Raw genomic sequence first — 20,133 nt, forward strand, 5'->3', positions numbered from 1 at the left:
CATTCGAAACAGGGTCGCCTTAGGGGGGCGGACACCCGGGCTCAGGCAGCCTGGGCGTCGGCCTGCAGCAGGCTTTCCAGGCAGTGCTCGTGGATGCCGTAGAAGGCCTTGATCTCGGCGATCTGGCCCAGCACCTGGGCCCGTCGGGCCTCGTCCACCCGGCTGCCCGCGGGGCGGCGCACCGCCAGGATCATCTTGTTCTTGCTGGTGTGCTCCAGCGCCACAAATTCAAACACCTGGGCGTCGTAGCCGTTGGCCTCCAGCAGCAGCGCGCGCAGGCTGTCGGTCACCATCTCGGCCTGCTGGCCCAGGTGCACGCCATGCTGCAGCATGGGCTTGAGCAGCGGCGGCAGCTGCATCTGCGGGCGGATCTGCTTGTGGCAGCAAGGCGCGGTCAGGATGATGGACGCGCCAGCGCGGATGCCGGTGTGCAGCGCGAAGTCGGTGGCGGTGTCGCAGGCGTGCAGCGCCACCATCACGTCCAGGTGTTCGGGCACATGGCTGCGCACATCGCCGCAGACGAAGGACAGGCCGTCCATGTGCCGGCGCAGTGCCGCGGCGTTGCACAGGTTCACCAGGTCCTCGCGCAGCTCCACCCCGGTCACCGCCGCCTGCCAGCCCCGGGCCTGCGTCAGGTGGTGGTGCATTGCAAAGGTCAGGTAGCCCTTGCCGGAGCCGAAGTCCACCACGCTGACCCGGCCGTCGCGGGGCTGCAGCTTGGCCGCCTCCAGCGCATGGTCCAGCACCTCGACGAACTTGTTGATCTGCTTCCACTTGCGCGCCATCGCCGGCACCAGGCGGTGCTGGGCGTCGGTCACGCCCAGGTCCTCCAGGAAGGGCAGGTCCAGGCTCAGGAAGCGGTGCTTCTCGCGGTCGTGGCCAGCGGGCGCAGCCTGCACCGCCCCGGGCTGCTGCAGCGCCTTGCGCGTGACGCCGATGCGCCCGCGCTTGCTCACCATCAGTTGCCACTCCTCGGTGGTGGTGAACAGGTGGGCGTGACTGAACTCGCTGCCCAGCATGGCCTGCACCGCGGCCAGGCCCTCGGCCAGCGGCGGGTTCTTGGTGATGTCGCGGGTGGTGTGGTGGTACAGCAGGCTCAGGCAGGGCTGGCCACGCAGCACCAGCGGCCGGGCCATCACCCGCACCAGGTCCGAACCGCTGCGGCGCGGTTTGCCCAGCACCAGCTTGACGCAGCGCTGCTCGGCCAGGCTGACCGAGAGGGCGTCGAAGAAGCGGTCGCGCCGGGCCAGCTCGGCCAGCGCGTCGGGGGCATCGGACAGGGGGGTGGCGGTGTCGTCCGCGGCATCGGTGCTCATGCCGCGATTGTCCGTCAGCCCCCGGGGCGCCGCCTCAGCGAATCTGCGCCAGCAGCGTGGCCACCTCGGCCGCCGAGCGCACCCCCAGCTTGGAGAACACCTTGGCCCGGTGCACCTCCACCGTCCGCACCGAAATGTGCAGCTCGTCGGCGATGACCTTGTTGAGCTTGCCCGCCGCCACCCGCTGCATCACCTCGCGTTCGCGCTCGGACAGACTGGCCAGGCGCGCGGCCGCCTCGTGGCCGGCGGCCTGGTCGGCATGCTGGGCCGCCTCCACCGCCAACGCCTTCTCCACCCGCTCCACCAGTGCGTCGTCGCTGAAGGGCTTCTCCACGAAGTCGAAGGCGCCCTTCTTCAAGGCCTCCACCGCCATCGGGATGTCGCCATGCCCGGTCAGGAAGATCACCGGCACCCGGAAGCCCTGCGCCATCAGCTCGTCGTGCAGTTGCAGGCCCGACATCGGCTCCATGCGCACATCCAGCAGCACGCAGCCGCGCAAGGGGCCGGCGGCCAGCGCCGTCAGAAAGGCGGGGGCGTCGGCATAGGCCGCCGTCGCCAGACCATGCGACTGCAGCAGAAAGCCCAGCGCGTCGCGCACCGCGGCCTCGTCATCGACCAGGTGCACCATCGGCATCGTCATCGGAGTCGTCTCCAGCATCGGGGTCGGCATCCGCCCGCCAGACCGGCAGCGAACAGGAAAAACGCGCACCGCCCAGCGGACTCATGCCCGCGTCGAAAGCGCCATGGTGCACCTCGATCACCGAGCGGCAGATGGCCAGGCCCATGCCCATGCCCTCGGGCTTGGTCGAGTAGAAGGGCGTGGTCAGCTGCTCGGCCGTGCGGCCGGCCAGGCCCGGGCCGCTGTCGTCCACGTCCAGCCGCACGAAGCCGCTGCCGGTGTCCTGGGCCGAGACCCGGATCTGCCGGGGCTGGCCGGCGGGCTGCTGCGCCAGCTCGTCGGCGGCGTTGCGCAGCAGGTTGATCAGCACCTGCTCGATCAGCACCGGATCGGCCTGCACCAGCGGCAGGCCGGGCGGCAGGTCCAGCGCCACCTGGATCTTCTGGCGCTGGAAATCGCGCTGCAGCAGGCTGGCGGCCTGGCGCACGATCTCGGCCAGCACCGCCGGCTCCCGCTGCGGGGCGCGCCGGGTCAGGAACTCGCGGATGCGGCGCACGATGCGCCCGGCCTCGGCCGCCTGCTCGCCCTGGCGCCGCAGGGCCTGCAGCACCATCGTGTCCTCGCAGCCGGCCTGTTCCAGCCGGCGCAGCACGCCCGCGTTGTAGCCGGCCACCGCGGTGAGCGGCTGGTTGAGCTGGTGGGCCAGGGCCGAGGCCACCTCGCCCAGCGTGGTCAGGCGGGCCTGGTGGGCCAGGGCCTCGGCCTGGTGGCGCTCGCGCTCCTCCAGCCGCTTGCGCTGGGTGATGTCGATGATCGAGCCCATCCAGCCGATCTGCTGGCCGCTAGCATCCACCAGCGGCGATTCGAACACCATCACCTCGATCGGGTGGCCGTCGGCATGGCGCCACTGGGCCTCGTAGCCCTCGCGCGGGGCCAGGCCCGCCAGGCCGCGGCGGCTGCGCTGCATGGCCTCGCCGGCCGATTCCGGCGGCCAGTAGGGCATGGGCGGCTTCAGGCCGATCAGCTCTTCCGCCGGGCGCCCCACCAGTTCGCAGAAGGTGCGGTTCACGTACAGCAGCCGGCCCTCGGCGTCGCGCGCACGCAGGCCCACCAGGGCCGAATCCTCCATGGCGCCACGCCAGGCGACCTCGGTGCGCCAGGCCGCCTCGGCCGCGCTGACCTGCCGCATCTGCCGGCGCAGCAGCAGCGTGGCCCCGCCCACCAGCAGCAGAAAGCCGCCCACCAGCACCAGCGGCAGCCCCTGCCACCAGGGCTGCGGCAGCTCGCGCTGGGTCAGCTGCAGGTACACCCCCGGCATGCCGCTGCCCACCAGTACGCGGTAGCTGTCGCGCAGGCCCGGCACGGCCTGGCCGGTGCCCGGGCCATCGGCCGAGGCAATGACCTGGTCCGTGCCGTCGACCAGCTGCACCTCGTAGCGCCGGGTCAGCCACCAGGGCGTGTCGCGCTTGAGCAAGGTGGACGGCGAGAAGCGCAGCACCACCTTCTCGCCCGGCACGTCGAAGCGGTTGGTCTCCGGCACCGCATCGGCCATGGCCGGGTCCACCGGGGCCACGAGGTGGGCGCTCAAGCCGTCGCGTTCGTCCGAACCCAGGGGCAGCAAGGGCGCCTCCTGCGGCGGCAGGTGGGCGATGATGCGGTTGCCCGCATCCAGCCAGGTCACGCTCAGCCACAGGCCGCGAAAGCCCTCCTCCACCTCGGGGCGGCTGGCCAGGAACGGGCGGTCGTGCGGCGCCTGGCGCAGCTGCGCGGCCAGGCTGCGCAGGTGCAGCGCCTCCAGGTCCAGCCGGGCCCGCAACTGGGCCTCGGCGCTCAACGCGTCCGAGATCATCGTGCGATGGGCCTCCTCCTGCTCCTCCCGGTCGGTGCGGTAGGCCCACAGCACCACCCCGGCCACGAACAGCAGCGACAGCAGCAGCGGCCAGGCCCACAGCCCACGCCGCAACGCGGCCGGCAGCGCACGCGCGGGCTGCGGTCGGGACGGTGCATAGGGGCCGGTGCGGTCCATGAGCGGCGAGTCTAGCCACTGCGGCCCGCGCCCCCACGGATACCGAAATGTGGAAGTCCACAGTGTCGGCCCCGGGCATGCGGCTCGCACACTCCCTGCCGCCATGACTTGCATCACCCGCCGCACCGCCCTGGCCGCCGGGGCCAGCCTGCTGTCGCCCGCCTGGGCGCAGACCGCCAACCCCCTGGTCGTCAAATTCAGCCACGTGGTGGCCCCCGAGACCCCCAAGGGCAAGGGCGCGCTGCGCTTCAAGGAGCTGCTGGAGATCCGCAGCGGTGGCCGCATGCGGGTGGAGGTCTATCCCAACAGCCAGCTGCTCAAGGACAAGGATGAGCTGGCCGCCCTGCAGCGCGGCGAGGTGCAGCTGCTGGCGCCCTCGTTGTCCAAGTTGCGTCCGCTGGGGGTGAAGGAGTTCGAGCTCTTCGACCTGCCCTTTCTGTTCAAGAACCGCGGCGCCTTCAACGACACCGCCCAGACCTTCGGCCGCACCCTGTTCGGCAAGCTCGAGCCCTCCGGCGTGCGCGGCCTGGCCTTCTGGGACAACGGCTTCCTGCTGATGAGCGCCAACAAGCCGCTGCGGGACGTGGACGACTTCAAGGGCCTGAAGATGCGAGTGCAGGCCTCGGCCGTGGCGGAGGCCGAGATGCGTGCTCTGGGGGCCGAGCCCAAGGTCATGAACTTCTCCGAACTCTTCGCGGGCCTGCAGGCGGGCAGCGTGGACGGCACCGAAGGCACGGCCTCGAACTTCCTGACCCAGCGCCTGGCCGAGGTGCAAAGGCACCTGACCCTGTCCAACCACGGCTACCTGGCCTATGCGCTGCTGGTCAACCGCGCCTTCCACGACCGTCTGCCGGCCGACCTGCGCGGCGTCTTCGACAGCGCAGTGGCGGATGCCACCAGCTACGCCAACACAATCGCCAACGCCGAGAACGCCTGGGCCCTGGGCAAGATCAAGGGCCATGCGCGGGTCAGTCTCCATGCCCCGCAAGCCAGCGAGCTGGAGGGCTGGCGCCGCGCCCTGATGGGCGTGCACGCCACGGTGGCCGAGCGGGTGGGCCCTGCGGCCCTGCAGGCGGCCTACCGTGCTGCGGGCTTCATCCCGCCACGCTGAACGGTCGACATCTCGGGGTATACCCTTGACAACGGCCCCCAAACGGCCCGAATGTGGAAATCCACAGTTCCGGCTGCGGATCGGCCTCGCCACACTCCGGGCACGCAGGGCATGGCTCCCATGCCGCTGACGATCCACACATCCCGGAGACAGACCATGAACCGCTTCACCCGCCGCGCCGCCCTGGCCGCCACCACCGCCCTGCTGGCCAGCGCCGGCTGGCTGTCCGCCGCGCACGCGCAGTCGCCCATCGTCATCAAGTTCAGCCACGTGGTGGCCAACGACACGCCCAAGGGCAAGGCGGCCGACTTCTTCGCCAAGCGCGCGGCCGAGCTGACCAAGGGCAAGGTGAAGGTCGAGGTCTATCCCAACAGCCAGCTCTACAAGGACAAGGAAGAGATGGAAGCCCTGCAGCTGGGCTCCGTCCAGATGCTGGCCCCCTCGCTGTCCAAGTTCGCTCCCCTGGGCGTGAAGGAATTCGAGGCCTTCGACCTGCCCTTCATCTTCGACGACTACAACGACCTGCACGCCGTCACCCAGGGCCCCGTGGGCGCCAAGCTGCTCAAGAAGCTGGAAAGCCGCGGCATCACCGGCCTGGCCTACTGGGACAACGGCTTCAAGGTCATGTCGGCCAACAAGCCGCTGAAGTCCGTCGAGGACTACAAGGGCCTGAAGATGCGCATCCAGTCCTCCAAGGTGCTGGACGCGCAGATGCGCGCCATCGGTGCCCTGCCCCAGGTGCTGGCCTTCTCCGAAACCTACCAGGCCCTGCAGACCGGCGTGGTGGACGGCACCGAGAACCCGCCGTCCAACCTCTACACGCAGAAGATGCATGAGGTGCAGAAGCACGTCAGCGTCACCAACCACGGCTACCTGGGCTACGCCGTCGTCGTGAACAAGAAGTTCTGGGACGGCCTGCCTGCCGACATCCGCACCCAGCTGACCCAGGCCATGGCCGAGGCCACCAAGGTGGCCAATGACGACGCGCTCAAGGACAACCAGGACGCGCTGGCCAAGGTCAAGGCCACGGGCAAGACCACCGTCTACGAGCCCACCAAGGGCGAGCGCTTCCTGCTGAAGAAGGCCATGTTCCCGGTGCACAAGCAGATGGCCTCGCGCATCGGCGAAGAGACCATCCAGGACATCTACAAGGCCACCCACTTCGATCCCACCCAGATGTGATCGAGGCGACCTGACCGTCCCCCAGGCCCACGCAGGACGTGGGCCTTTTCACGCCCCCTGCCGACCCGACCCCCAAGGAGAGCCCACCATGAAATGGCTCGATCACCTGGAGGAGTGGCTGATCGCGACCTTCATGGGCGCCGCCACCCTCATCACCTTCGTCGCCGTGCTGCACCGCTATGCGGTGGGCTTCGAATCCCCGCTGCAGAACTGGCTGCTCGGCCTGAACTTCGCCTGGGCGCAGGAAGCCACCATCTACCTGTTCGTCTGGATGGCCAAGTTCGGCGCCGCCTACGGCGTGCGCACCGGCATCCACGTGGGGGTGGACGTGCTCATCAACCGCCTGCAGCCCCAGCACCGCCGCAAGGTCGTGCTGTTCGGCCTGCTGGCCGGCGCCTTCTTCACCGGCGCGGTGGCCACCATGGGCGCGCGTTTCGTGTGGGAGAACGGTGCCCACTACGCCTTCGCCAGCTGGCTGGGCATGGACGTCTCCGAGATGATCGAAGGCCCCACCACGCCCGACCTGGAGTGGCCCACCTGGATCATCTACTGCGCCATTCCGCTGGGCTCCTCGCTGATGTGCTTCCGCTTCCTGCAGGTGGCCTGGACCTTCGTGCGCACCGGTGAGCTGCCGCACCACGACCACGGCCATGTGGACGGCCTGGACGAAGAAACCGAGCCCACCAAGGCCTGAGGGACCCACCATGAGCGGCATCATCATCTTTTCCCTGCTGCTGGTCCTGATGCTGACCGGCATGCCCATCTCCATCGCGCTGGGCCTCACCGTCCTCACCTTCATCTTCGGGTTCACGCAAGTGCCCGTGGAGTCGGTGGCGCTCAAGCTGTTCACCGGCATCGAGAAGTTCGAGATCATGGCGATCCCGTTCTTCATCCTGGCCGGCAACTTCCTCACCCACGGCGGCGTGGCGCGAAGAATGATCAACTTCGCCACCAGCATGGTGGGCCACTGGCACGGCGGCCTGGGCCTGGCCGGCGTGCTGGCCTGCGCCCTGTTCGCCGCGGTGTCGGGCTCCTCGCCCGCCACGGTGGTGGCCATCGGCTCCATCCTGCTGCCGGCCATGACCAAGGCCGGCTTCCCCAAGCAGTTCGGCGCCGGCATCATCACCACCTCCGGCGCGCTGGGCATCCTGATCCCGCCGTCCATCGTGATGGTGATGTACTCCGTCTCCACCAACACCTCGGTGGGCGCGCTGTTCATGGCCGGCGTCATCCCCGGCCTGCTGCTGGCCTTCCTGCTGGGCCTGACCGCCTGGTGGCGGGCTCGCAAGTTCGGCTACCCGCGCATGAAGAAGGCCACGATGGGCGAGCGCTGGAAGGCCTTCCGTGAATCGGTCTGGGGCCTGCTGCTGATCGTCATCGTGATGGGCGGCATCTACACCGGCCTGTTCACCCCGACCGAGGCCGCGGCCATGAGCGCCGTCTACGCCTTCTTCATCGCCGTGTTCGTCTACAAGGACATGGGCCTGAAGGACGTGCCGCGTGTGCTGCTGAGCTCGGCCAACATGAGCGCCATGCTGCTGTACATCATCACCAACGCGGTGCTGTTCAGCTTCGTGCTCGCCAACGAGAACATCCCGCAGCAGCTGGCCGACTGGCTGGTGGGCATGGGCCTGGGCCCGATCGCCTTCCTGCTGGTGGTCAATGTGCTGCTGCTGGTGGCCGGCAACTTCATGGAGCCCTCGTCCATCGTGCTGATCATGGCGCCCATCCTGTTCCCGGTGGCCATCAAGCTGGGCATCAACCCGGTGCACTTCGGCATCCTGATCGTGGTGAACATGGAAGTGGGCATGTGCCACCCGCCGGTGGGCCTGAACCTGTACGTGGCCTCGGGCATCACCAAGATGGGCATCACCGAACTGACCATCGCCGTTTGGCCGTGGCTGCTGACCATGCTGGGCTTCCTGGTGCTGGTGACCTACTGGCCCACGCTGTCGCTGTTCCTGCCCCACGCGCTGGGCATGTCCACCGGCGCCTGAGCGCCGGCCCCCCGGGCGGAGACGGTTCAGGGCAGTTCCGTCTCCGGCCGGTCGCGCGGCACCTGTTCCAGGTAGGCCGCCACCGGCTGTCCGGCCAGCGGCTTGACCATCACGCGCAGCGTGTTCACCCGGTCGCTGGCCAGGATGTGCTCGCGCAGCCGCACCTGGGTGAAACCGCGCCGCCACCAGAAGTGCTCGGCCCGCGTGTTGCCCACCACCACGCCCAGGCGCATCCACTGCGCGCCCTGCTGCACGGCCCAGGCTTCCTGCGCCTGGTACAGCGCCCGCGCCAGGCCATGGCCGTGCAGGCCGGTGGCCAGCAGGAACAGCGCCACATGCCACACCCCGGGCGCCATCAGGTCCGTCACGACGATGCTCACGCCCACCAGCATGCCGTCGTGGCGGAACAGGCCCAGGCATTCCTGGGTGCGGTAGGGCATGTCCGGCGGCGGGCGGTCGTCAAAGGCCTCCTGGGCCTCGTGCGGGCGCGGGCCGCGGCCGGTTACCGTCTCGAAGTACAGCGGGTTGGCCTCGTACAAGGCCTGCAGCAAAGGCACCTCGTCGGCCCGCAGCGGGCGGGCATGGTGCCCCATGGCCTGGAAGCGCCAGCCCGGCGCCAGGCCCTGCCAAGATTCGGGCGCATGCATGCCGTGATGCTACGCCGGCTCCCCCGCCAACTGCCCGTACAGGCAGGTGTTGCGCAAGGAGCCGTCAGGGCCGCGGCGGTCGTGGCGCAGCATGCCCTCCAGCGTGAAGCCCGCGCGCAGGGCCACGCCGCGTGAACCGTGGTTCTCCTCGTCGGCCACCAGGTCCACCCGCGCCACCTGCAGGTGATCGAAGGCAAAGGCCGTGACGGCGCGCACGGCCTCGGTCATCAGCCCGTGGCCGGTGCGGCTGCTGCGGCACCAGTAGCCCACCTCGATCTTGGGCACCGCCCAGTCCGGCCGGTGCAGGCCCGCCACGCCCACGAAGGCCCCGCTGGCCCGGTCCAGCACGAGAAAGGGGAAGTCCTTGCGCGCGGCCGCATTGGCGTGGCCATTGCGGCAGAACAGCTCAGAGGCCTGCTCCGACGGCTCCTCGGCCACCCAGGGGATGGCGCCCAGGAAACGGCGCAGATCGGTGATGGACTCGGCCACCGCGGCATGCACCATTGCCCCGTCGCCCGCGCGCGGCAGGCGCAGCAGCAGGCGTTCGGTCTGGAGCGTGCCCGGGAAGTCCAGGAGCAGGGGAAAGCGGATCGCGTTCATCGGCCCAATGTAGCGGAGCCTCGGCTGGGCTAGCATCGTCCACACCCCAACCCCCACGACGCCACGCGCCGCCGAAGACCCACCATGTCCTCCCTGCCGCTGCCCGCCTCGTCCGCACCCGACACCACCGGTGCGCCCCAAGCCACGGACCCCACCCGCCGCCAATGCCTGGGGGCGCTGGCCGCATCCGCCGCCGCGCTCGCCGTGGCGCCCTCTGCCCAGGCGGCCAAGCCGGCCACGCCAGCCGCGCCGGTCATCCAGACCGGGGGCGTGCAAATGGTGCCCATCCAGACGCCCAAGGGGCGCTTTCGGGTGTGGACCAAGCGGGTGGGCCACAACCCCCGCATCCGCCTGCTGCTGCTGCACGGCGGCCCCGGCGCCACCCACGAGTACTTCGAGGCCTTCGAGAGCTTCCTGCCCCAGGCCGGCATCGAATTCATCTACTACGACCAGCTCGGCTCGGCCTACAGCGACCAGCCCGACGACCCCGCCCTGGTGGAACTGCCGCGCTATGTGGACGAAGTGGAGCAGGTGCGTCAGGCCCTGGGCCTGGGGCCGAAGGACTTCTACCTGCTGGGCCACTCCTGGGGCGGCATCCTGGCGCTGGAGTACGCGCTGGCCCACCCGCAGCAGCTCAAGGGCCTGGTCATCTCCAACATGGTGGCCAGCATCCCCGAGTACAACCGCTATGCCCACGAGGTGCTGATGCCGGCCATGGACCCGGCCGCGCTCAAGCAGATCCTGGCGCTGGAGCAGGCCGGCCGGTTCGAAGACCCGCAGTACGAAGCCCTGCTGATGCAGCACTACTACGTGCAGCATGTGCTGCGCCTGCCCGAAGACCAATGGCCCGAGCCAGTGCTGCGCAGCTTCTCGCACCTGAACCGAAAGATCTACGTGCCCATGCAGGGCCCCAGCGAAATGGGCGCCAGCGGCAAGCTCGAACGCTGGGACCGCATCGCCGACCTGCCCAAGATCCAGGTGCCCACGCTGGCCATTGGCGCGCAGCACGACACCATGGAGCCCGCGCAGATGCGCCTGATCGCCCAGCGCGTGCGGCGTGGCCGCTACCTGCACTGTCCCCAAGGCGCGCACATGGCCATGTACGACGACCAGGCCACCTACATGGCCGGGCTGATCCGCTTCCTCAAGGACGTGGACGCCGGCCGGGCCTGACGGGCGCCTGCCCCCTCAAGGCCGGGGGGCGGACGCCGCGGCCTGCAGGCGCTGCATCAGCGCCTGCGCGTGGTCGCCCTGGAACCAGGTGATGGTGGACTGAGCGCACAGGCCCGCGGCCTGGCTGCCCAGCCACTGCTCGTAGTCGCCGGTCTTGAGGGTGGCAAACGGCACCTCGGCCGTGCCGCCGGAAGCATCCATCGGCACGAAGCGGCCGCACAGCAGATCCATGTCCCGCCCCTGGGCATCGTGCAGATGGCCCAGGCGTGCGGTCTTGATCCGCCTGGGCTGCATCGGCCCCGGCTGCGAGAACTCCTGGGAGGCCTTGTCCAACAGAAAGGCCAGCACCGCGGCATCGGGCTGGGGCGGTGCCGCCTGCGCGACACCGATGGCCAGGCCCACCGACAGGACGCCCCATGCGCGGACCCGCCGAATCGCATCCGGAAACCTCATGACGCGCTCCTTCGAAACCGTGCCATGGCAGCCGCCGACATGGCCGATCACTGGCCGGCCGGCGGCTCCCACAGCTCCACCTTGTGGCCTTCCGGGTCGATGACCCAGCCGAACTTGCCGTACTCGGAATCGTCGGTCTTCTCCAGCACCTGGCAGCCCTCTTCGCGCAGGGCCTGCAGCAGCGCGTCCAGGTCGGCCACGCGGTAGTTCACCATGAAGGGGGCGCTACCCGGCGCGAACTGCGCGCTGCCCTGCGCGCCAATGGACCAGGCCGTGGTGCCGGCCACCGGCTGCCCGGCCGCGTCCGTCCAGTCAAACGTCGCGCCGCCCCAGGGTTGCACATCAATGCCCAGGTGCCGCTGGTACCAGGCGCGCAGCGCGACCGGATCCTTTGCCTGGAAAAAGATGCCACCAATGCCGGTCACTCGCTTCATCGCCACCTCCCAAGGTCGGGCTCAGCCCACACTGCCCATGGCAAAGCGCATGGCGCCCATCGCAAAGGCAAAGACATAAGCGTAGGTGAACTTGTCCAGCCGCACCACCCCCAGGCCGCGCCGGCTGCGCCGCCGCCCCAGCAGCGCCACGGCCCCTGCCACCAGCACCGGCGTGACCGCCAGGTTGACCAGCCGCGCCACGTGGGAATGGATGAAGAAATGCGGCAACAGCCACACGCTGAACGCCCCGCACCCCACCCCCAGCAGCGCATAGCCCGCAATGGCCCACCACGCGCTGCTCACCCCGCCAGGCTCGGGCCGGACCGGCCTATTGAACAGGTGCAAAAAGGCCTGTGAAATCGCCTCGAAGACGAATTGCAGGATGAACTCGCCAAAGATCTCGAGCAGCAGCTCTAGAAGAAATTCCATGCGGGTCGGCAACGGCGGCGGCAACAAGGCGGATGATGCCCTGGACGATCATGAACAGCACAGACCTCACCCAACTCTTCTCTCGGCTCGCCGACGAAGCGCTTTCCTCTCGCGTCGCTTCGGGGGAGTTGACCGAAGAGGCCCAAGAACTGGCCGTGGCCGAGCTCAGAACACGAGGCCTTCCCATCCCGGAGATCGCGCGCGAGCAGGAAGCCCCGCCAGAGGAGTACCTTGGTGACATGGTGATCCTGGCGCGGGGCCTGACGCCGACCGAGGCCCACCTGCTGTCTGCCTGCCTGCATTCGGCGGGCATACAGGCCGATGCTGGCGACACCAACATCGTCCAGGCCAACTCGCTCCTGGCCATCGCGGTGGGGGGTGCCAGCGTACGGGTCCCCAGCACCCAGCTCGCCGAGGCACAAGCGGTCGTCGACGCCTTCCGGCGCGGAGACTTGGCGCTGGACGACGACTTTGATCCTGGCGACCCCGCCACCTGAGACACACGACCGTCTGCGCGGCACGACCGCATCGAGCGCCTCAGCGCTCACTTCATTGGCCATGCCCGAAGAGGGGAATGGAGTCCGAAAGCAGCACCGTGTAGGGCACGCCAGGCACCCTGAACACCCAGGCCTGCAAGCGCTTCAGGCACAGCGGGGCGGTAGCCGCTGCTTCCTCGGGCATGGTGCTCCAGGCGTATCGCAGAACGATGGTGCGGCCGGACTTCTCCCACACCGGGTTGACGGGAAACACGTTGCCACACGGTGCTGCCTGAGTCAGAACCACCCCCAAGTCCCCGTCGGACCATTGAACGGACTGAATCGTTGGCTGGCCCGATCGAGCACCCAGCGGAGACTCCGGCCCGTGGAAACCGATCTGCAGGCGGTCTTCCTGCGCGTGCCCTGGCAAAGCCCCCACAGAGAGAAGAGAGAGAACAAGGCAAGTGGCGGGTATTTTCATGGGGTGGCGTTGCTCAATCTGCCCAAGGCCATCGCAACGTCGTGCGGTGCCGTGCTTGCCGGTCAGTCTGACGTGCCGGATGGGCGTGGCCGGTCACTGGCGAATCCCTCGCCGAAACCGCTCATAGGTGAACCACTGGGGGTCCGGCCCGGTGTGGACTTCAATGGGAAAGCGCCGCTCCCCAGCCAAAGCCACGTTCAGGGCTTTGAGGAACTCGTCTTCCGACCGGACGTAGTAGGTCCATTCGCGAAAGCCGTTGCCGGTCGACACCATCGCAAGCATCCCGAAGCCCACCTTCTCGACAAACGGGGAAAGCATGTCTTCCATGCGGTCCATTTCCTCCCGCTCTGCGGCCACCGGCAGACCCGAGAGCGTCTCATAGCGCCAGACAAGAATGACGCGATCCGGGAGGCTGGCCTTCACGAAGCTGGGGCGGAACTCGGTGACGTACCGAAAGACGATCACGCGGCCGTCCTTGGCATGCTTGGAGATGGCCGTGGCCCATTCTGTGGCGTCGGCCGAGGGCTCTGCCGCTGCATTCCCCACCATCATCACCATCGACAGAAGGATGAGTCCGTGCCTCATCAGGCGCTGTGCAAGCTGATGCAGCGCCACGCGAGATTGTGCAAAGGGTGACGGCATGAAGATCGCTCTGAAGCCCCTGACGTGGGTGGGTGCGCTTGGCCGCCCGGCATGATGCTGGAACGGCTCGAGGGCGGATCGCCCACGCCGTCATCAAGCCTGAGGAGAAAGAAGGTGACGCTGCGTCAGGAAGCGCCCTCGACGCGCATGACCTCGGCCGCCAGGCGCTCCAGGTTCTGTTCGTTGGCCCCAGCCACGAACTCGGCCAGACGCTGGTAGTGCTCCACGCTGTCAAAGGTCTGTCGCCACAGCACCTGGGTGCCCTGCGCCTGGGGCACCAGCTCCAGGGTCAGCACGAAGTGGTGGCCGTTCAGGTGCTCGATCTCGAAGAGCTGGTCGCGCACGATGCGCTTGAAGCTGCTCTCGTTGGGGTAGTTCGTGCCATCGGGCCCATGCATGGTCATCAACCAGCGGCCACCGGGCTTAAAGTCGTACTGGTGGATGGTGTTGGTGAAGCCCGCCGGCCCCCACCACCGCGCGACGCGGTCCGGGTCCTGCATGGCGGCAAACACCTGGGCCGGCCTGGCCGGGATGAACCGGCTGCGGGCGTCGGATCGGCTTTCCATCAGTTCCATGCTGCTGCGCTCCTGGTGGTGTGGCAATGATGCTTGCGCTGGTCGGGCAAACTGGGCGAGACGAACGGGGACCTCACAACTCGCCCACCAATCCCTGCAACATGGTGGCACGGCGCAGGGTGGTCCGGAGCTTGAGCCGGCGCTCCAATGCGGCATTGGAGAACTTGCTGTCGGACTGCTTGGTGAGGCAGCGCCAATAGACCTCGCGCCCGTGGACCTCGAAGTCGTCGATGTCGCTCTTGAGCAAGGCCACCGCGGCCGCGTGCTCGGGCGTGGCCACCACGGGCAGGAAGCACACGTTCACCTCGGCGCCCGCCGGCAAGGGACAGCCCATGGCAGCCGCTCTTTGGGCCAGCGCCTGCATCTTCACGAAGCGGCCTGTGACGTTGATGGCGCGGAGCAGGGCGATGTAGGTGGGCATGGGTGAAGCGTAGCGCCCATGGCGAAGCAAGCCTGCTGCCATCAGCAAATCCAAAGGAAGGAAGGCACCTTGCTAAGCCAACGTTCATCTGCGGCCCCCAAGCTGTCTACACCGATTCAACGGAGTGCAGCATGAACACCGACCTGAAGAACTTTGCCTTGGCGTGGATGCGCATCGCCCTGATGGCCCTGGTGCCCGTGATGTTCACGGCCTTCGTGGCGCTGCCACAGGCGCTGGGGCGCCACCCGGGCGAGCCGTGCCCCATCACCGCGTGCGCCGAACAGCAGGCGCACATGAGCTGAGCGCCAGGGCGGCCAGCCCCGCCCAGCCTGCCCGGCTTCAGGCGTGCGCCGGCCCCTGGCGCTGCAGCACGACGTGGGTGGCCTTGTCCGACGCCACCGAAGCCACGCAGCGGTAACCCAGCGCCCGCAGGTCCAGGCCAGCCCACAGGGGCTCTCCCCGGCCCAGCAGCACCGGCGAAATGGCAAGGTGCAGTTCGTCGATCAGCCCTTCCCGGAGGTACTGCCGCACCGTGGCCGGTCCGCCGCCGATGCGCACGTCCTGCTCGCCGGCCGCGGCGCGGGCCCGGTCCAGGGCCTCGTGAATGCCGCCGGTGACGAAGTGGAAGGTGGTGCCACCTGCCATCTCTATGGGGGCCCGGGCGTGGTGGGTCAGCACGAAGACGGGCACGTGGTACGGTGGGGTGTCGCCCCACCAGCCCTTCCACTCATCGTCGGGCCAGGGGCCCCGCACCGGCCCGAACATGTTGCGCCCCAGGATCCAGGCGCCCACGTTGCGGAAGCCACGGGCGGCGAAGTCGTCGTCCAACCCGGTGCTGCCTCCGTCCTGCCCGAACAATGCTCGCTGGAAGGTGCGGGTGGGAATGAGCCACTGGTGCAGTTCCGTGCCACCCACGCCCAAGGGGTTCGCCAGGTCCTGATCCGGCCCGGCGCCGTAGCCGTCGAGCGAAAGGGTGAAGCCTTCAACGCGAACGCGTGTCATCGTGTGCCTCCGTTGCATGGCCGGCCTTGTCGGGGCGGGCGCCCTTCACTTGATGCGACCTGCCCGGTTGAAGGCCACCGCCGCCCGCACCAGCGCGGTCAGTGCATCATCGTCCACCACCGCCCCCTCGGCAAAGTCCACCGCGCGGCGGACCTTGCCATCGAGACTGGCATTGAAGACATGGGCCGGATCCGGCAGCGCCGCGCCGTGGGCAAAGGTTAGCTTCACTGCCTTCTTGTAGCTCTCGCCCGTGCACAGGATGCCCTGGCAGGACCACACCGGCGTGTTCCACTTCCATTCCTCGACGATGGCCGGATCGGCCGCCAGGATCACCTGCCTGAGGTGGGCCAGCAGGGGACCGCGCCAGTCGCTCAGGGACTGGATGCGTGCGTCGATGCACTCCGCCGCCGGCGGGCCGTCGACCGCATCGGAAACCCGGGACGCGCTCATGCGCCCAGCTTGCCCCGCACATGGCGGGCGAAGTTGTCCAGAATGGCCTGCCAACCGGCGCGCTGCTGTTCCTCGGAATGCGTGGGCTCGGCTTCAAAGGTTTCGCGCACCGTCACGCCATCCGGCCCGGTCAGAAACTCCACGCGCAGGCTGCGGTCACCAAAGGCGCATTCGATGAGCTGGTGCTCCACCACCCGGGTGTAGGTGCCGGCAAAGTCGAAGCCCATGCTGCCGTCCTTGGCCTCCATGCGCGAGGAGAAGGTGCCCCCCACGCGCAGGTCCACGGAAGCCGCGGTGGTGTGCCAGTCATCGGACGCCGCATTCCACTGCTGGATGTCCGCGGCCGTCGTCCAGGTCTGCCAGACCAGCGCGACCGGCGCGGCGATCGTCGTCTCCACCGTGATGTTCATGTCGTGTCTCCAGCTCTGGCTCGGCTTGCCGACCGTGGCCGCTGCACAAAGGTGGCAAGCGTAGGCCAGCACCATGCTGCCTGTCACGCCCCTACCTGCTTCATAGGCTTGCCCTAGATGCGATGGGGCTTCTGCACAGTTCTTCGCCCAAGAGATGCCCAGGTCAGGCGGCGTGGGCTTCCTCATCAAGGGACATCGTGAACGCGACTTCATCATCGCTGTCGCGCCAACGTGCTTCATCCTCTGGCGAGGCGCGTTGGAAGCCGAGTTTCTGAAGCAAACCCCTCGACCGGTGGTTCTGCGCCTTGAGCACCGCCACCGCCAGAGACACCGTGTACTGACTCTTCAGCTCCACGAGCATGGCGCCGACCGCGCAGCTGCCAATGCCGCGACGCCAGTATCTGCTGCCCAACTCGTAAGCGATGTATGCGCTGCCGTCTTGAAGCACCGTGGCCTGAACATAGCCGGCCAGATGCCCGTCGGGAAGCCGAAGCACCCAGTTCAGCCAGACTTGGCGCCCATCTGCAGACCGACGCGCCTCAAGGCGGCGGTAGCGATCGCGCAGTGCGTCGACACTGGCCGGAGGCTCGTTCTCGAATTCATAGATGGCCGGATCCGAAAGCACCTCGAACATCTCGCTCGCGTGGGCAGCCATGAGCGGTTCCAAGACGCAGACAGTCGCGGCAACGGGGTTCATGCGAGCGAACGACGTCAAAGCTCAGCGGTGCCAAATGTACTCCGCCACAGCGAGGGGTTGAACGTCATTGCGGCCACAACGCTTGGTGCGGTATGCCGCGCATGGACGGCGCCTTTTCGCCATGCAATTGGCAAAGCAACTCACCCGAGGACGCAATACGATAAATCATGGTGTTTGGAGGAACGCCGCGGAACTCCGTATCGCTGACTCTTGTGAGACGAAGACCTTGATCACCTCCAACTGGCAACCCGGCCTCGCTAAAAAGACGAGACACCAAGAAATACACTCCCTCGGCCAACTCAATACTGCGCGTCATCGACATTCCTTCGATGAGCCAGTTTCCAATGAGCTGGCGTTCAGAGAACGGTGGAAGATTCACAAGGCCAAAGGTGCGCTGCGAATCGATAGGCTTGCCCACGGATGCCTTGATCATGAAGTTTAACGTCTAAAAATTCACCGGCCTGCGCGGCTTTTTTGCTCAGATCCAGTGGAATGATGGGTTGGGCGGCTACTCCTCAAACCGTGACTTTATTTCGTCTGCACGAAAGTACTTGAATCCATCGGTAATATTTTGTCGCTCGATCTGAATTTTGGCGTTGTACCCGAGGATTACCTGCGGCCAATTTCCACGTTTCTTGAATGCTGATATGCCGTGGCAGCTATACGCATCGACATCGTATTCGTCATGAATTGAACAGCTAATCGCGAAGACTTCTTCCGAATCCTCGAAGAGCGACATATCGCTGTAGCGTTCCCCTTCGGTTCCGTACCACCGACGTTCGGTGATCTTGAAACGTTGATTACCGTGAGAGAACTCAACTGATTCGATATCACCTTCCTTCGAGCCAGAAATCCCTGATAAATGAAGCTTGTTCCAATTCTCGAAATCGTCGCGAGATGACCAAGCAGGGTAATGCCTGATTTCTTTCCAGAGATCGCACAAGGCCGAATCCAGTTTCTGGGATCGTGCAAATTTGGAAAGACGCTCCTTCAACTTCATGTCATCGGCAAAGCGTGTTTCGAGTTCGCGCTCGTGCTGATGTCTGGCATCACTAATGGCGGAATCAGTTCGTTCTTTCTCAAGCAGTACAGCTCGAAGGAGCGGGTCTGCTTCTTCCGGCTCACGTATTGGCGATTGGGAGGGCGGCTCTTGGGCTTTGCATTGCGGCGCTGGCGTTACGTGCGGTCTGCTCTTCTTCCAGTACCAATAGGCTGCACCTGCGGCAAGAACGAGGAACAAGAAGGTTTCAGTACTCATGGGAACCTCTCAAGACGCCCAACCGTTGGAGTTCAGGCGCGGCCGGGGGCCGTCGCCTGCAATGACGGGTTGGGCGTCATGCTGCCACCCACTGCACCAGCATTCCTTGCCAAGAGCCCTGACTTCCAGGCGGCACCAAGAAGGATGCTCTATACCTCTTGCGAGCAACAGGATCGGCCTGAAGTTTGGTGCCGACGAACACCTTTAGCTCTTCGTGCCTTGCGCGCTCGCTGGGAAGGGCTGGATGAGTTTCAGCTTCGACTTCACCGCGTTTGCGTGCAGCCTCCCATCTGAGCCAAATTTCCCAGTCTTCTAGGACGGCGGACAGTAGTTCTTTGCCGATAGGCGACAGGAAATATGTATCACCGTATTCATCGGTGTTGTGATCGAACTCGGATTCGTAGATATGGGGAATGCCATTCAACTCGGCGACTCCCAAGCGAGGGCCGTCGTAGTAGTCGTTGATCGTGAGTACGCGGTCTGTGCTCATGATGCCCAACGTTGTAGGTAAGGGGCGCTGCGCGACGTTTTATCGCGCAGCGCCCAGCGACCGGAGGGAGCGGCCCTGACCGCAGTGTTAGAGGTCATTCGTACTCCATTAGAAAGAACGTAAAGCCAGTGTTCTTCATCTGATTTTCAGTTAACAGCTCATGAACAACTTTTGCTTCAATAGTGGGTTTGATCTCGGAAGCATTTCGAAATGCCTCCTGAAGTTCTGGCGAAGAGCTGATTAGCGAGATGGCACTGTCTTTCGCATCCTCCGCAGACGGAGAGTCAACACGCACTGTCGCGAAAAACCCAAAAAACTCTTTTCGTCCCTCCAGCTCCAGTTTGAAATTGCTTCCTTCGAGGAAAACCGCATAATTGGTCATTGGCTGACCTCTAACGTTCGACGTCAGGGGCCTGCCGAAAGGTCCCCTTGACGAATACGAAGGGACTTCCCCCAGTCCTGTGACGGTATCGAGGTACCAAGATTGACTCGCGGAAGTTCAATCTGATCGGAAAGGGGAAGTCCATGAGCAAGATTACACGAGGTGCGGCGTGCGGTGTCATCGTGCGTGTGGGGGTGGATCTGGCCAAGCAGGTCTACCAGGTGCATGCGGTGGATCGCTGCGAGCGCGTGGTGCTGGCCCGGGCGATGTCGCCGCAAAAGTTCCTGGCCTGGGCGGCCACGCTGCCTGCGGGCTGCTTGGTGGCGATGGAGGCCTGCGGTGGTGCCCACCACCTGGGCCGAGCGCTTCGCCTGCTGGGACTGGATCCGCGCTTGATGGCCGGCCACTTCGTCACACCCTACCGGGTGCAGGGCCGCAGTGGGAAGAACGATGCCAACGACGCGGCCGCCATCTGCGAGGCCGCCGGCCGCCCACGCACCCGCTTCGTGCCCATCAAGTCCGCTGCCCAACAGGGCGTGCTGAGCCTGCACCGCCTGCGTGAAGGCTATACAAGGCCGAGCGCACCGGCTGCATCAACCGCCTGCGTGGCCTGCTGGGCGAGTTCGGTCTGGTCTTCCCCCAAAGCCCCGAGAAGCTGCGCGCCAAGCTGGGCGAGACGCTGGAAGACGCCAGCAACGAGTTGCCCGGTGACCTGCGCCTGGGCTTGCAGCAGTTGCACCTGCACTGGATCCACCTGGACCTGCAGATCCACTGGTGCGAGCAGCGCATTGCCCAGCACGCCCGCAGCAACGCGCAGGCCAATGCGGCCATGCAACTGATGGGCGTGGGCTTCATCACCGCC

Annotated in this window: 27 protein-coding genes and 1 pseudogene; 8 read left to right on the top strand and 20 right to left on the bottom strand. The window is 66.6% G+C overall.

Annotation, left to right across the window (positions count from 1 at the left end):
• Positions 1-41: 41 nt before the first annotated feature.
• The 3 genes from M0L44_RS18300 to M0L44_RS18310 are packed head-to-tail and all read right to left on the bottom strand — an operon-like array spanning position 42 to position 3,961.
• Positions 42-1,316: a class I SAM-dependent methyltransferase gene (locus M0L44_RS18300; RefSeq protein ID WP_252771381.1), complete on the bottom strand. Its 1,275-nt coding sequence runs from the start codon at positions 1,314-1,316 to the stop codon at positions 42-44.
• A gap of 34 nt (positions 1,317-1,350) precedes the next feature.
• Positions 1,351-1,944 (bottom strand): response regulator transcription factor, encoded by a 594-nt coding sequence (locus M0L44_RS18305; RefSeq protein WP_252771443.1) that lies wholly within the window; start codon positions 1,942-1,944, stop codon positions 1,351-1,353.
• Entirely contained in the window at positions 1,925-3,961 is a 2,037-nt protein-coding gene (locus tag M0L44_RS18310; protein WP_252771382.1) for a PAS domain S-box protein, read from the bottom strand. Before M0L44_RS18310 ends, M0L44_RS18305 begins: the two co-directional genes overlap by 20 nt.
• Before the next feature lie 103 nt (positions 3,962-4,064).
• On the opposite strand from M0L44_RS18310, the gene M0L44_RS18315 reads away from it, so the two are divergent.
• From M0L44_RS18315 to M0L44_RS18330, 4 genes are all read left to right on the top strand, one after another.
• Positions 4,065-5,072 (top strand): DctP family TRAP transporter solute-binding subunit, encoded by a 1,008-nt coding sequence (locus M0L44_RS18315; protein WP_252771384.1) that lies wholly within the window; start codon positions 4,065-4,067, stop codon positions 5,070-5,072.
• A 156-nt stretch (positions 5,073-5,228) separates the two neighbouring features.
• Complete coding sequence (locus M0L44_RS18320; RefSeq protein ID WP_252771385.1) at positions 5,229-6,254, top strand: TRAP transporter substrate-binding protein; 1,026 nt, start codon at positions 5,229-5,231, stop codon at positions 6,252-6,254.
• Between the two features lie 88 nt (positions 6,255-6,342).
• Complete coding sequence (locus M0L44_RS18325; protein WP_252771387.1) at positions 6,343-6,948, top strand: TRAP transporter small permease; 606 nt, start codon at positions 6,343-6,345, stop codon at positions 6,946-6,948.
• Positions 6,949-6,958: 10 nt separating this feature from the next.
• Positions 6,959-8,251, top strand: a complete 1,293-nt coding sequence (locus tag M0L44_RS18330; protein ID WP_252771389.1) for a TRAP transporter large permease — start codon at positions 6,959-6,961, stop codon at positions 8,249-8,251.
• A 26-nt stretch (positions 8,252-8,277) separates the two neighbouring features.
• On the opposite strand, the gene M0L44_RS18335 is transcribed toward M0L44_RS18330, so the two are convergent.
• Positions 8,278-8,898: a GNAT family N-acetyltransferase gene (locus tag M0L44_RS18335; RefSeq protein WP_252771390.1), complete on the bottom strand. Its 621-nt coding sequence runs from the start codon at positions 8,896-8,898 to the stop codon at positions 8,278-8,280.
• A 9-nt stretch (positions 8,899-8,907) separates the two neighbouring features.
• Positions 8,908-9,498 (bottom strand): GNAT family N-acetyltransferase, encoded by a 591-nt coding sequence (locus M0L44_RS18340; RefSeq protein ID WP_252771392.1) that lies wholly within the window; start codon positions 9,496-9,498, stop codon positions 8,908-8,910.
• 84 nt (positions 9,499-9,582) lie between these two features.
• On the opposite strand from M0L44_RS18340, the gene M0L44_RS18345 reads away from it, so the two are divergent.
• Positions 9,583-10,671 (top strand): proline iminopeptidase-family hydrolase, encoded by a 1,089-nt coding sequence (locus M0L44_RS18345; protein ID WP_252771399.1) that lies wholly within the window; start codon positions 9,583-9,585, stop codon positions 10,669-10,671.
• Positions 10,672-10,686: 15 nt separating this feature from the next.
• Here M0L44_RS18345 and M0L44_RS18350 read toward each other — a convergent pair whose 3' ends face one another.
• The 3 genes from M0L44_RS18350 to M0L44_RS18360 are packed head-to-tail and all read right to left on the bottom strand — an operon-like array spanning position 10,687 to position 12,014.
• On the bottom strand, positions 10,687-11,124 hold the full coding sequence (locus M0L44_RS18350; RefSeq protein ID WP_252771402.1) for a hypothetical protein: 438 nt from the start codon (positions 11,122-11,124) through the stop codon (positions 10,687-10,689).
• Between the two features lie 47 nt (positions 11,125-11,171).
• Complete coding sequence (locus M0L44_RS18355; RefSeq protein WP_252771404.1) at positions 11,172-11,558, bottom strand: VOC family protein; 387 nt, start codon at positions 11,556-11,558, stop codon at positions 11,172-11,174.
• Positions 11,559-11,579: 21 nt separating this feature from the next.
• Positions 11,580-12,014, bottom strand: a complete 435-nt coding sequence (locus tag M0L44_RS18360; protein WP_252771406.1) for a hypothetical protein — start codon at positions 12,012-12,014, stop codon at positions 11,580-11,582.
• Between the two features lie 8 nt (positions 12,015-12,022).
• On the opposite strand from M0L44_RS18360, the gene M0L44_RS18365 reads away from it, so the two are divergent.
• On the top strand, positions 12,023-12,484 hold the full coding sequence (locus M0L44_RS18365) for a hypothetical protein (protein ID WP_252771407.1): 462 nt from the start codon (positions 12,023-12,025) through the stop codon (positions 12,482-12,484).
• A 52-nt stretch (positions 12,485-12,536) separates the two neighbouring features.
• Here M0L44_RS18365 and M0L44_RS18370 read toward each other — a convergent pair whose 3' ends face one another.
• The 4 genes from M0L44_RS18370 to M0L44_RS18385 all read right to left on the bottom strand — a co-directional run bounded on the left by M0L44_RS18370 (position 12,537) and on the right by M0L44_RS18385 (position 14,582).
• On the bottom strand, positions 12,537-12,944 hold the full coding sequence (locus tag M0L44_RS18370; RefSeq protein ID WP_252771409.1) for a hypothetical protein: 408 nt from the start codon (positions 12,942-12,944) through the stop codon (positions 12,537-12,539).
• Positions 12,945-13,037: 93 nt separating this feature from the next.
• Positions 13,038-13,586 (bottom strand): DUF695 domain-containing protein, encoded by a 549-nt coding sequence (locus tag M0L44_RS18375; protein ID WP_252771411.1) that lies wholly within the window; start codon positions 13,584-13,586, stop codon positions 13,038-13,040.
• Positions 13,587-13,711: 125 nt separating this feature from the next.
• Positions 13,712-14,161, bottom strand: coding sequence for an SRPBCC domain-containing protein (locus tag M0L44_RS18380; protein WP_252771413.1), 450 nt, complete (start codon positions 14,159-14,161; stop codon positions 13,712-13,714).
• A 73-nt stretch (positions 14,162-14,234) separates the two neighbouring features.
• The gene (locus M0L44_RS18385; RefSeq protein WP_252771415.1) at positions 14,235-14,582 is read right to left on the bottom strand and encodes a DUF1697 domain-containing protein; all 348 of its coding nucleotides are present in this window, start codon (positions 14,580-14,582) and stop codon (positions 14,235-14,237) included.
• A 131-nt stretch (positions 14,583-14,713) separates the two neighbouring features.
• On the opposite strand from M0L44_RS18385, the gene M0L44_RS18390 reads away from it, so the two are divergent.
• On the top strand, positions 14,714-14,884 hold the full coding sequence (locus M0L44_RS18390; RefSeq protein WP_252771417.1) for a hypothetical protein: 171 nt from the start codon (positions 14,714-14,716) through the stop codon (positions 14,882-14,884).
• A gap of 37 nt (positions 14,885-14,921) precedes the next feature.
• Here the strand turns inward: M0L44_RS18390 and M0L44_RS18395 are convergent, their stop codons facing one another.
• The 8 genes from M0L44_RS18395 to M0L44_RS18430 form a co-directional block, all read right to left on the bottom strand.
• A complete protein-coding gene (locus M0L44_RS18395; RefSeq protein ID WP_252771418.1) occupies positions 14,922-15,584 on the bottom strand; it encodes a dihydrofolate reductase family protein in 663 nt (220 codons plus the stop codon).
• A gap of 45 nt (positions 15,585-15,629) precedes the next feature.
• Complete coding sequence (locus tag M0L44_RS18400) at positions 15,630-16,034, bottom strand: DUF1801 domain-containing protein (RefSeq protein ID WP_252771420.1); 405 nt, start codon at positions 16,032-16,034, stop codon at positions 15,630-15,632.
• Positions 16,031-16,444, bottom strand: a complete 414-nt coding sequence (locus M0L44_RS18405; protein WP_252771421.1) for an SRPBCC family protein — start codon at positions 16,442-16,444, stop codon at positions 16,031-16,033. The genes M0L44_RS18400 and M0L44_RS18405 overlap by 4 nt, the downstream gene beginning before the upstream one ends.
• Positions 16,445-16,607: 163 nt before the next feature.
• Positions 16,608-17,141 carry a GNAT family N-acetyltransferase gene (locus M0L44_RS18410; RefSeq protein ID WP_256490349.1) on the bottom strand — a complete coding sequence of 178 codons (534 nt, stop codon included), beginning with the start codon at positions 17,139-17,141 and terminating at the stop codon, positions 16,608-16,610.
• Positions 17,142-17,205: 64 nt separating this feature from the next.
• A complete protein-coding gene (locus tag M0L44_RS18415; RefSeq protein WP_252771424.1) occupies positions 17,206-17,574 on the bottom strand; it encodes a hypothetical protein in 369 nt (122 codons plus the stop codon).
• 75 nt (positions 17,575-17,649) lie between these two features.
• Positions 17,650-18,399, bottom strand: a complete 750-nt coding sequence (locus tag M0L44_RS18420) for a hypothetical protein (RefSeq protein ID WP_252771426.1) — start codon at positions 18,397-18,399, stop codon at positions 17,650-17,652.
• 76 nt (positions 18,400-18,475) lie between these two features.
• On the bottom strand, positions 18,476-18,889 hold the full coding sequence (locus tag M0L44_RS18425; protein WP_252771428.1) for a hypothetical protein: 414 nt from the start codon (positions 18,887-18,889) through the stop codon (positions 18,476-18,478).
• A 94-nt stretch (positions 18,890-18,983) separates the two neighbouring features.
• Positions 18,984-19,271: a hypothetical protein gene (locus M0L44_RS18430; RefSeq protein ID WP_252771430.1), complete on the bottom strand. Its 288-nt coding sequence runs from the start codon at positions 19,269-19,271 to the stop codon at positions 18,984-18,986.
• A gap of 143 nt (positions 19,272-19,414) precedes the next feature.
• On the opposite strand from M0L44_RS18430, the pseudogene M0L44_RS22280 reads away from it, so the two are divergent.
• Positions 19,415-20,133 (top strand): annotated as a pseudogene (locus M0L44_RS22280) (IS110 family RNA-guided transposase); the annotation flags it as partial.

This window comes from Ideonella oryzae, assembly GCF_024055665.1.
Lineage (GTDB): Bacteria > Pseudomonadota > Gammaproteobacteria > Burkholderiales > Burkholderiaceae_C > Ideonella > Ideonella oryzae.

Coding starts and splice junctions, on each gene's coding strand:
- M0L44_RS18385 (WP_252771415.1), bottom strand. CDS start 14,582: ATGCCCACCTACATCGCCCTGCTCCGCGCCATCAACGTCACAGGCCGC.
- M0L44_RS18410 (WP_256490349.1), bottom strand. CDS start 17,141: ATGAACCCCGTTGCCGCGACTGTCTGCGTCTTGGAACCGCTCATGGCT.
- M0L44_RS18315 (WP_252771384.1), top strand. CDS start 4,065: ATGACTTGCATCACCCGCCGCACCGCCCTGGCCGCCGGGGCCAGCCTG.
- M0L44_RS18300 (WP_252771381.1), bottom strand. CDS start 1,316: ATGAGCACCGATGCCGCGGACGACACCGCCACCCCCCTGTCCGATGCC.
- M0L44_RS18335 (WP_252771390.1), bottom strand. CDS start 8,898: ATGCATGCGCCCGAATCTTGGCAGGGCCTGGCGCCGGGCTGGCGCTTC.
- M0L44_RS18420 (WP_252771426.1), bottom strand. CDS start 18,399: ATGAGTACTGAAACCTTCTTGTTCCTCGTTCTTGCCGCAGGTGCAGCC.
- M0L44_RS18325 (WP_252771387.1), top strand. CDS start 6,343: ATGAAATGGCTCGATCACCTGGAGGAGTGGCTGATCGCGACCTTCATG.
- M0L44_RS18400 (WP_252771420.1), bottom strand. CDS start 16,034: ATGAGCGCGTCCCGGGTTTCCGATGCGGTCGACGGCCCGCCGGCGGCG.
- M0L44_RS18355 (WP_252771404.1), bottom strand. CDS start 11,558: ATGAAGCGAGTGACCGGCATTGGTGGCATCTTTTTCCAGGCAAAGGAT.
- M0L44_RS18345 (WP_252771399.1), top strand. CDS start 9,583: ATGTCCTCCCTGCCGCTGCCCGCCTCGTCCGCACCCGACACCACCGGT.
- M0L44_RS18415 (WP_252771424.1), bottom strand. CDS start 17,574: ATGATCAAGGCATCCGTGGGCAAGCCTATCGATTCGCAGCGCACCTTT.
- M0L44_RS18350 (WP_252771402.1), bottom strand. CDS start 11,124: ATGAGGTTTCCGGATGCGATTCGGCGGGTCCGCGCATGGGGCGTCCTG.
- M0L44_RS18310 (WP_252771382.1), bottom strand. CDS start 3,961: ATGGACCGCACCGGCCCCTATGCACCGTCCCGACCGCAGCCCGCGCGT.
- M0L44_RS18370 (WP_252771409.1), bottom strand. CDS start 12,944: ATGAAAATACCCGCCACTTGCCTTGTTCTCTCTCTTCTCTCTGTGGGG.
- M0L44_RS18430 (WP_252771430.1), bottom strand. CDS start 19,271: ATGACCAATTATGCGGTTTTCCTCGAAGGAAGCAATTTCAAACTGGAG.
- M0L44_RS18425 (WP_252771428.1), bottom strand. CDS start 18,889: ATGAGCACAGACCGCGTACTCACGATCAACGACTACTACGACGGCCCT.
- M0L44_RS18340 (WP_252771392.1), bottom strand. CDS start 9,498: ATGAACGCGATCCGCTTTCCCCTGCTCCTGGACTTCCCGGGCACGCTC.
- M0L44_RS18380 (WP_252771413.1), bottom strand. CDS start 14,161: ATGGAACTGATGGAAAGCCGATCCGACGCCCGCAGCCGGTTCATCCCG.
- M0L44_RS18365 (WP_252771407.1), top strand. CDS start 12,023: ATGCCCTGGACGATCATGAACAGCACAGACCTCACCCAACTCTTCTCT.
- M0L44_RS18395 (WP_252771418.1), bottom strand. CDS start 15,584: ATGACACGCGTTCGCGTTGAAGGCTTCACCCTTTCGCTCGACGGCTAC.
- M0L44_RS18305 (WP_252771443.1), bottom strand. CDS start 1,944: ATGGTGCACCTGGTCGATGACGAGGCCGCGGTGCGCGACGCGCTGGGC.
- M0L44_RS18320 (WP_252771385.1), top strand. CDS start 5,229: ATGAACCGCTTCACCCGCCGCGCCGCCCTGGCCGCCACCACCGCCCTG.
- M0L44_RS18330 (WP_252771389.1), top strand. CDS start 6,959: ATGAGCGGCATCATCATCTTTTCCCTGCTGCTGGTCCTGATGCTGACC.
- M0L44_RS18405 (WP_252771421.1), bottom strand. CDS start 16,444: ATGAACATCACGGTGGAGACGACGATCGCCGCGCCGGTCGCGCTGGTC.
- M0L44_RS18390 (WP_252771417.1), top strand. CDS start 14,714: ATGAACACCGACCTGAAGAACTTTGCCTTGGCGTGGATGCGCATCGCC.
- M0L44_RS18375 (WP_252771411.1), bottom strand. CDS start 13,586: ATGCCGTCACCCTTTGCACAATCTCGCGTGGCGCTGCATCAGCTTGCA.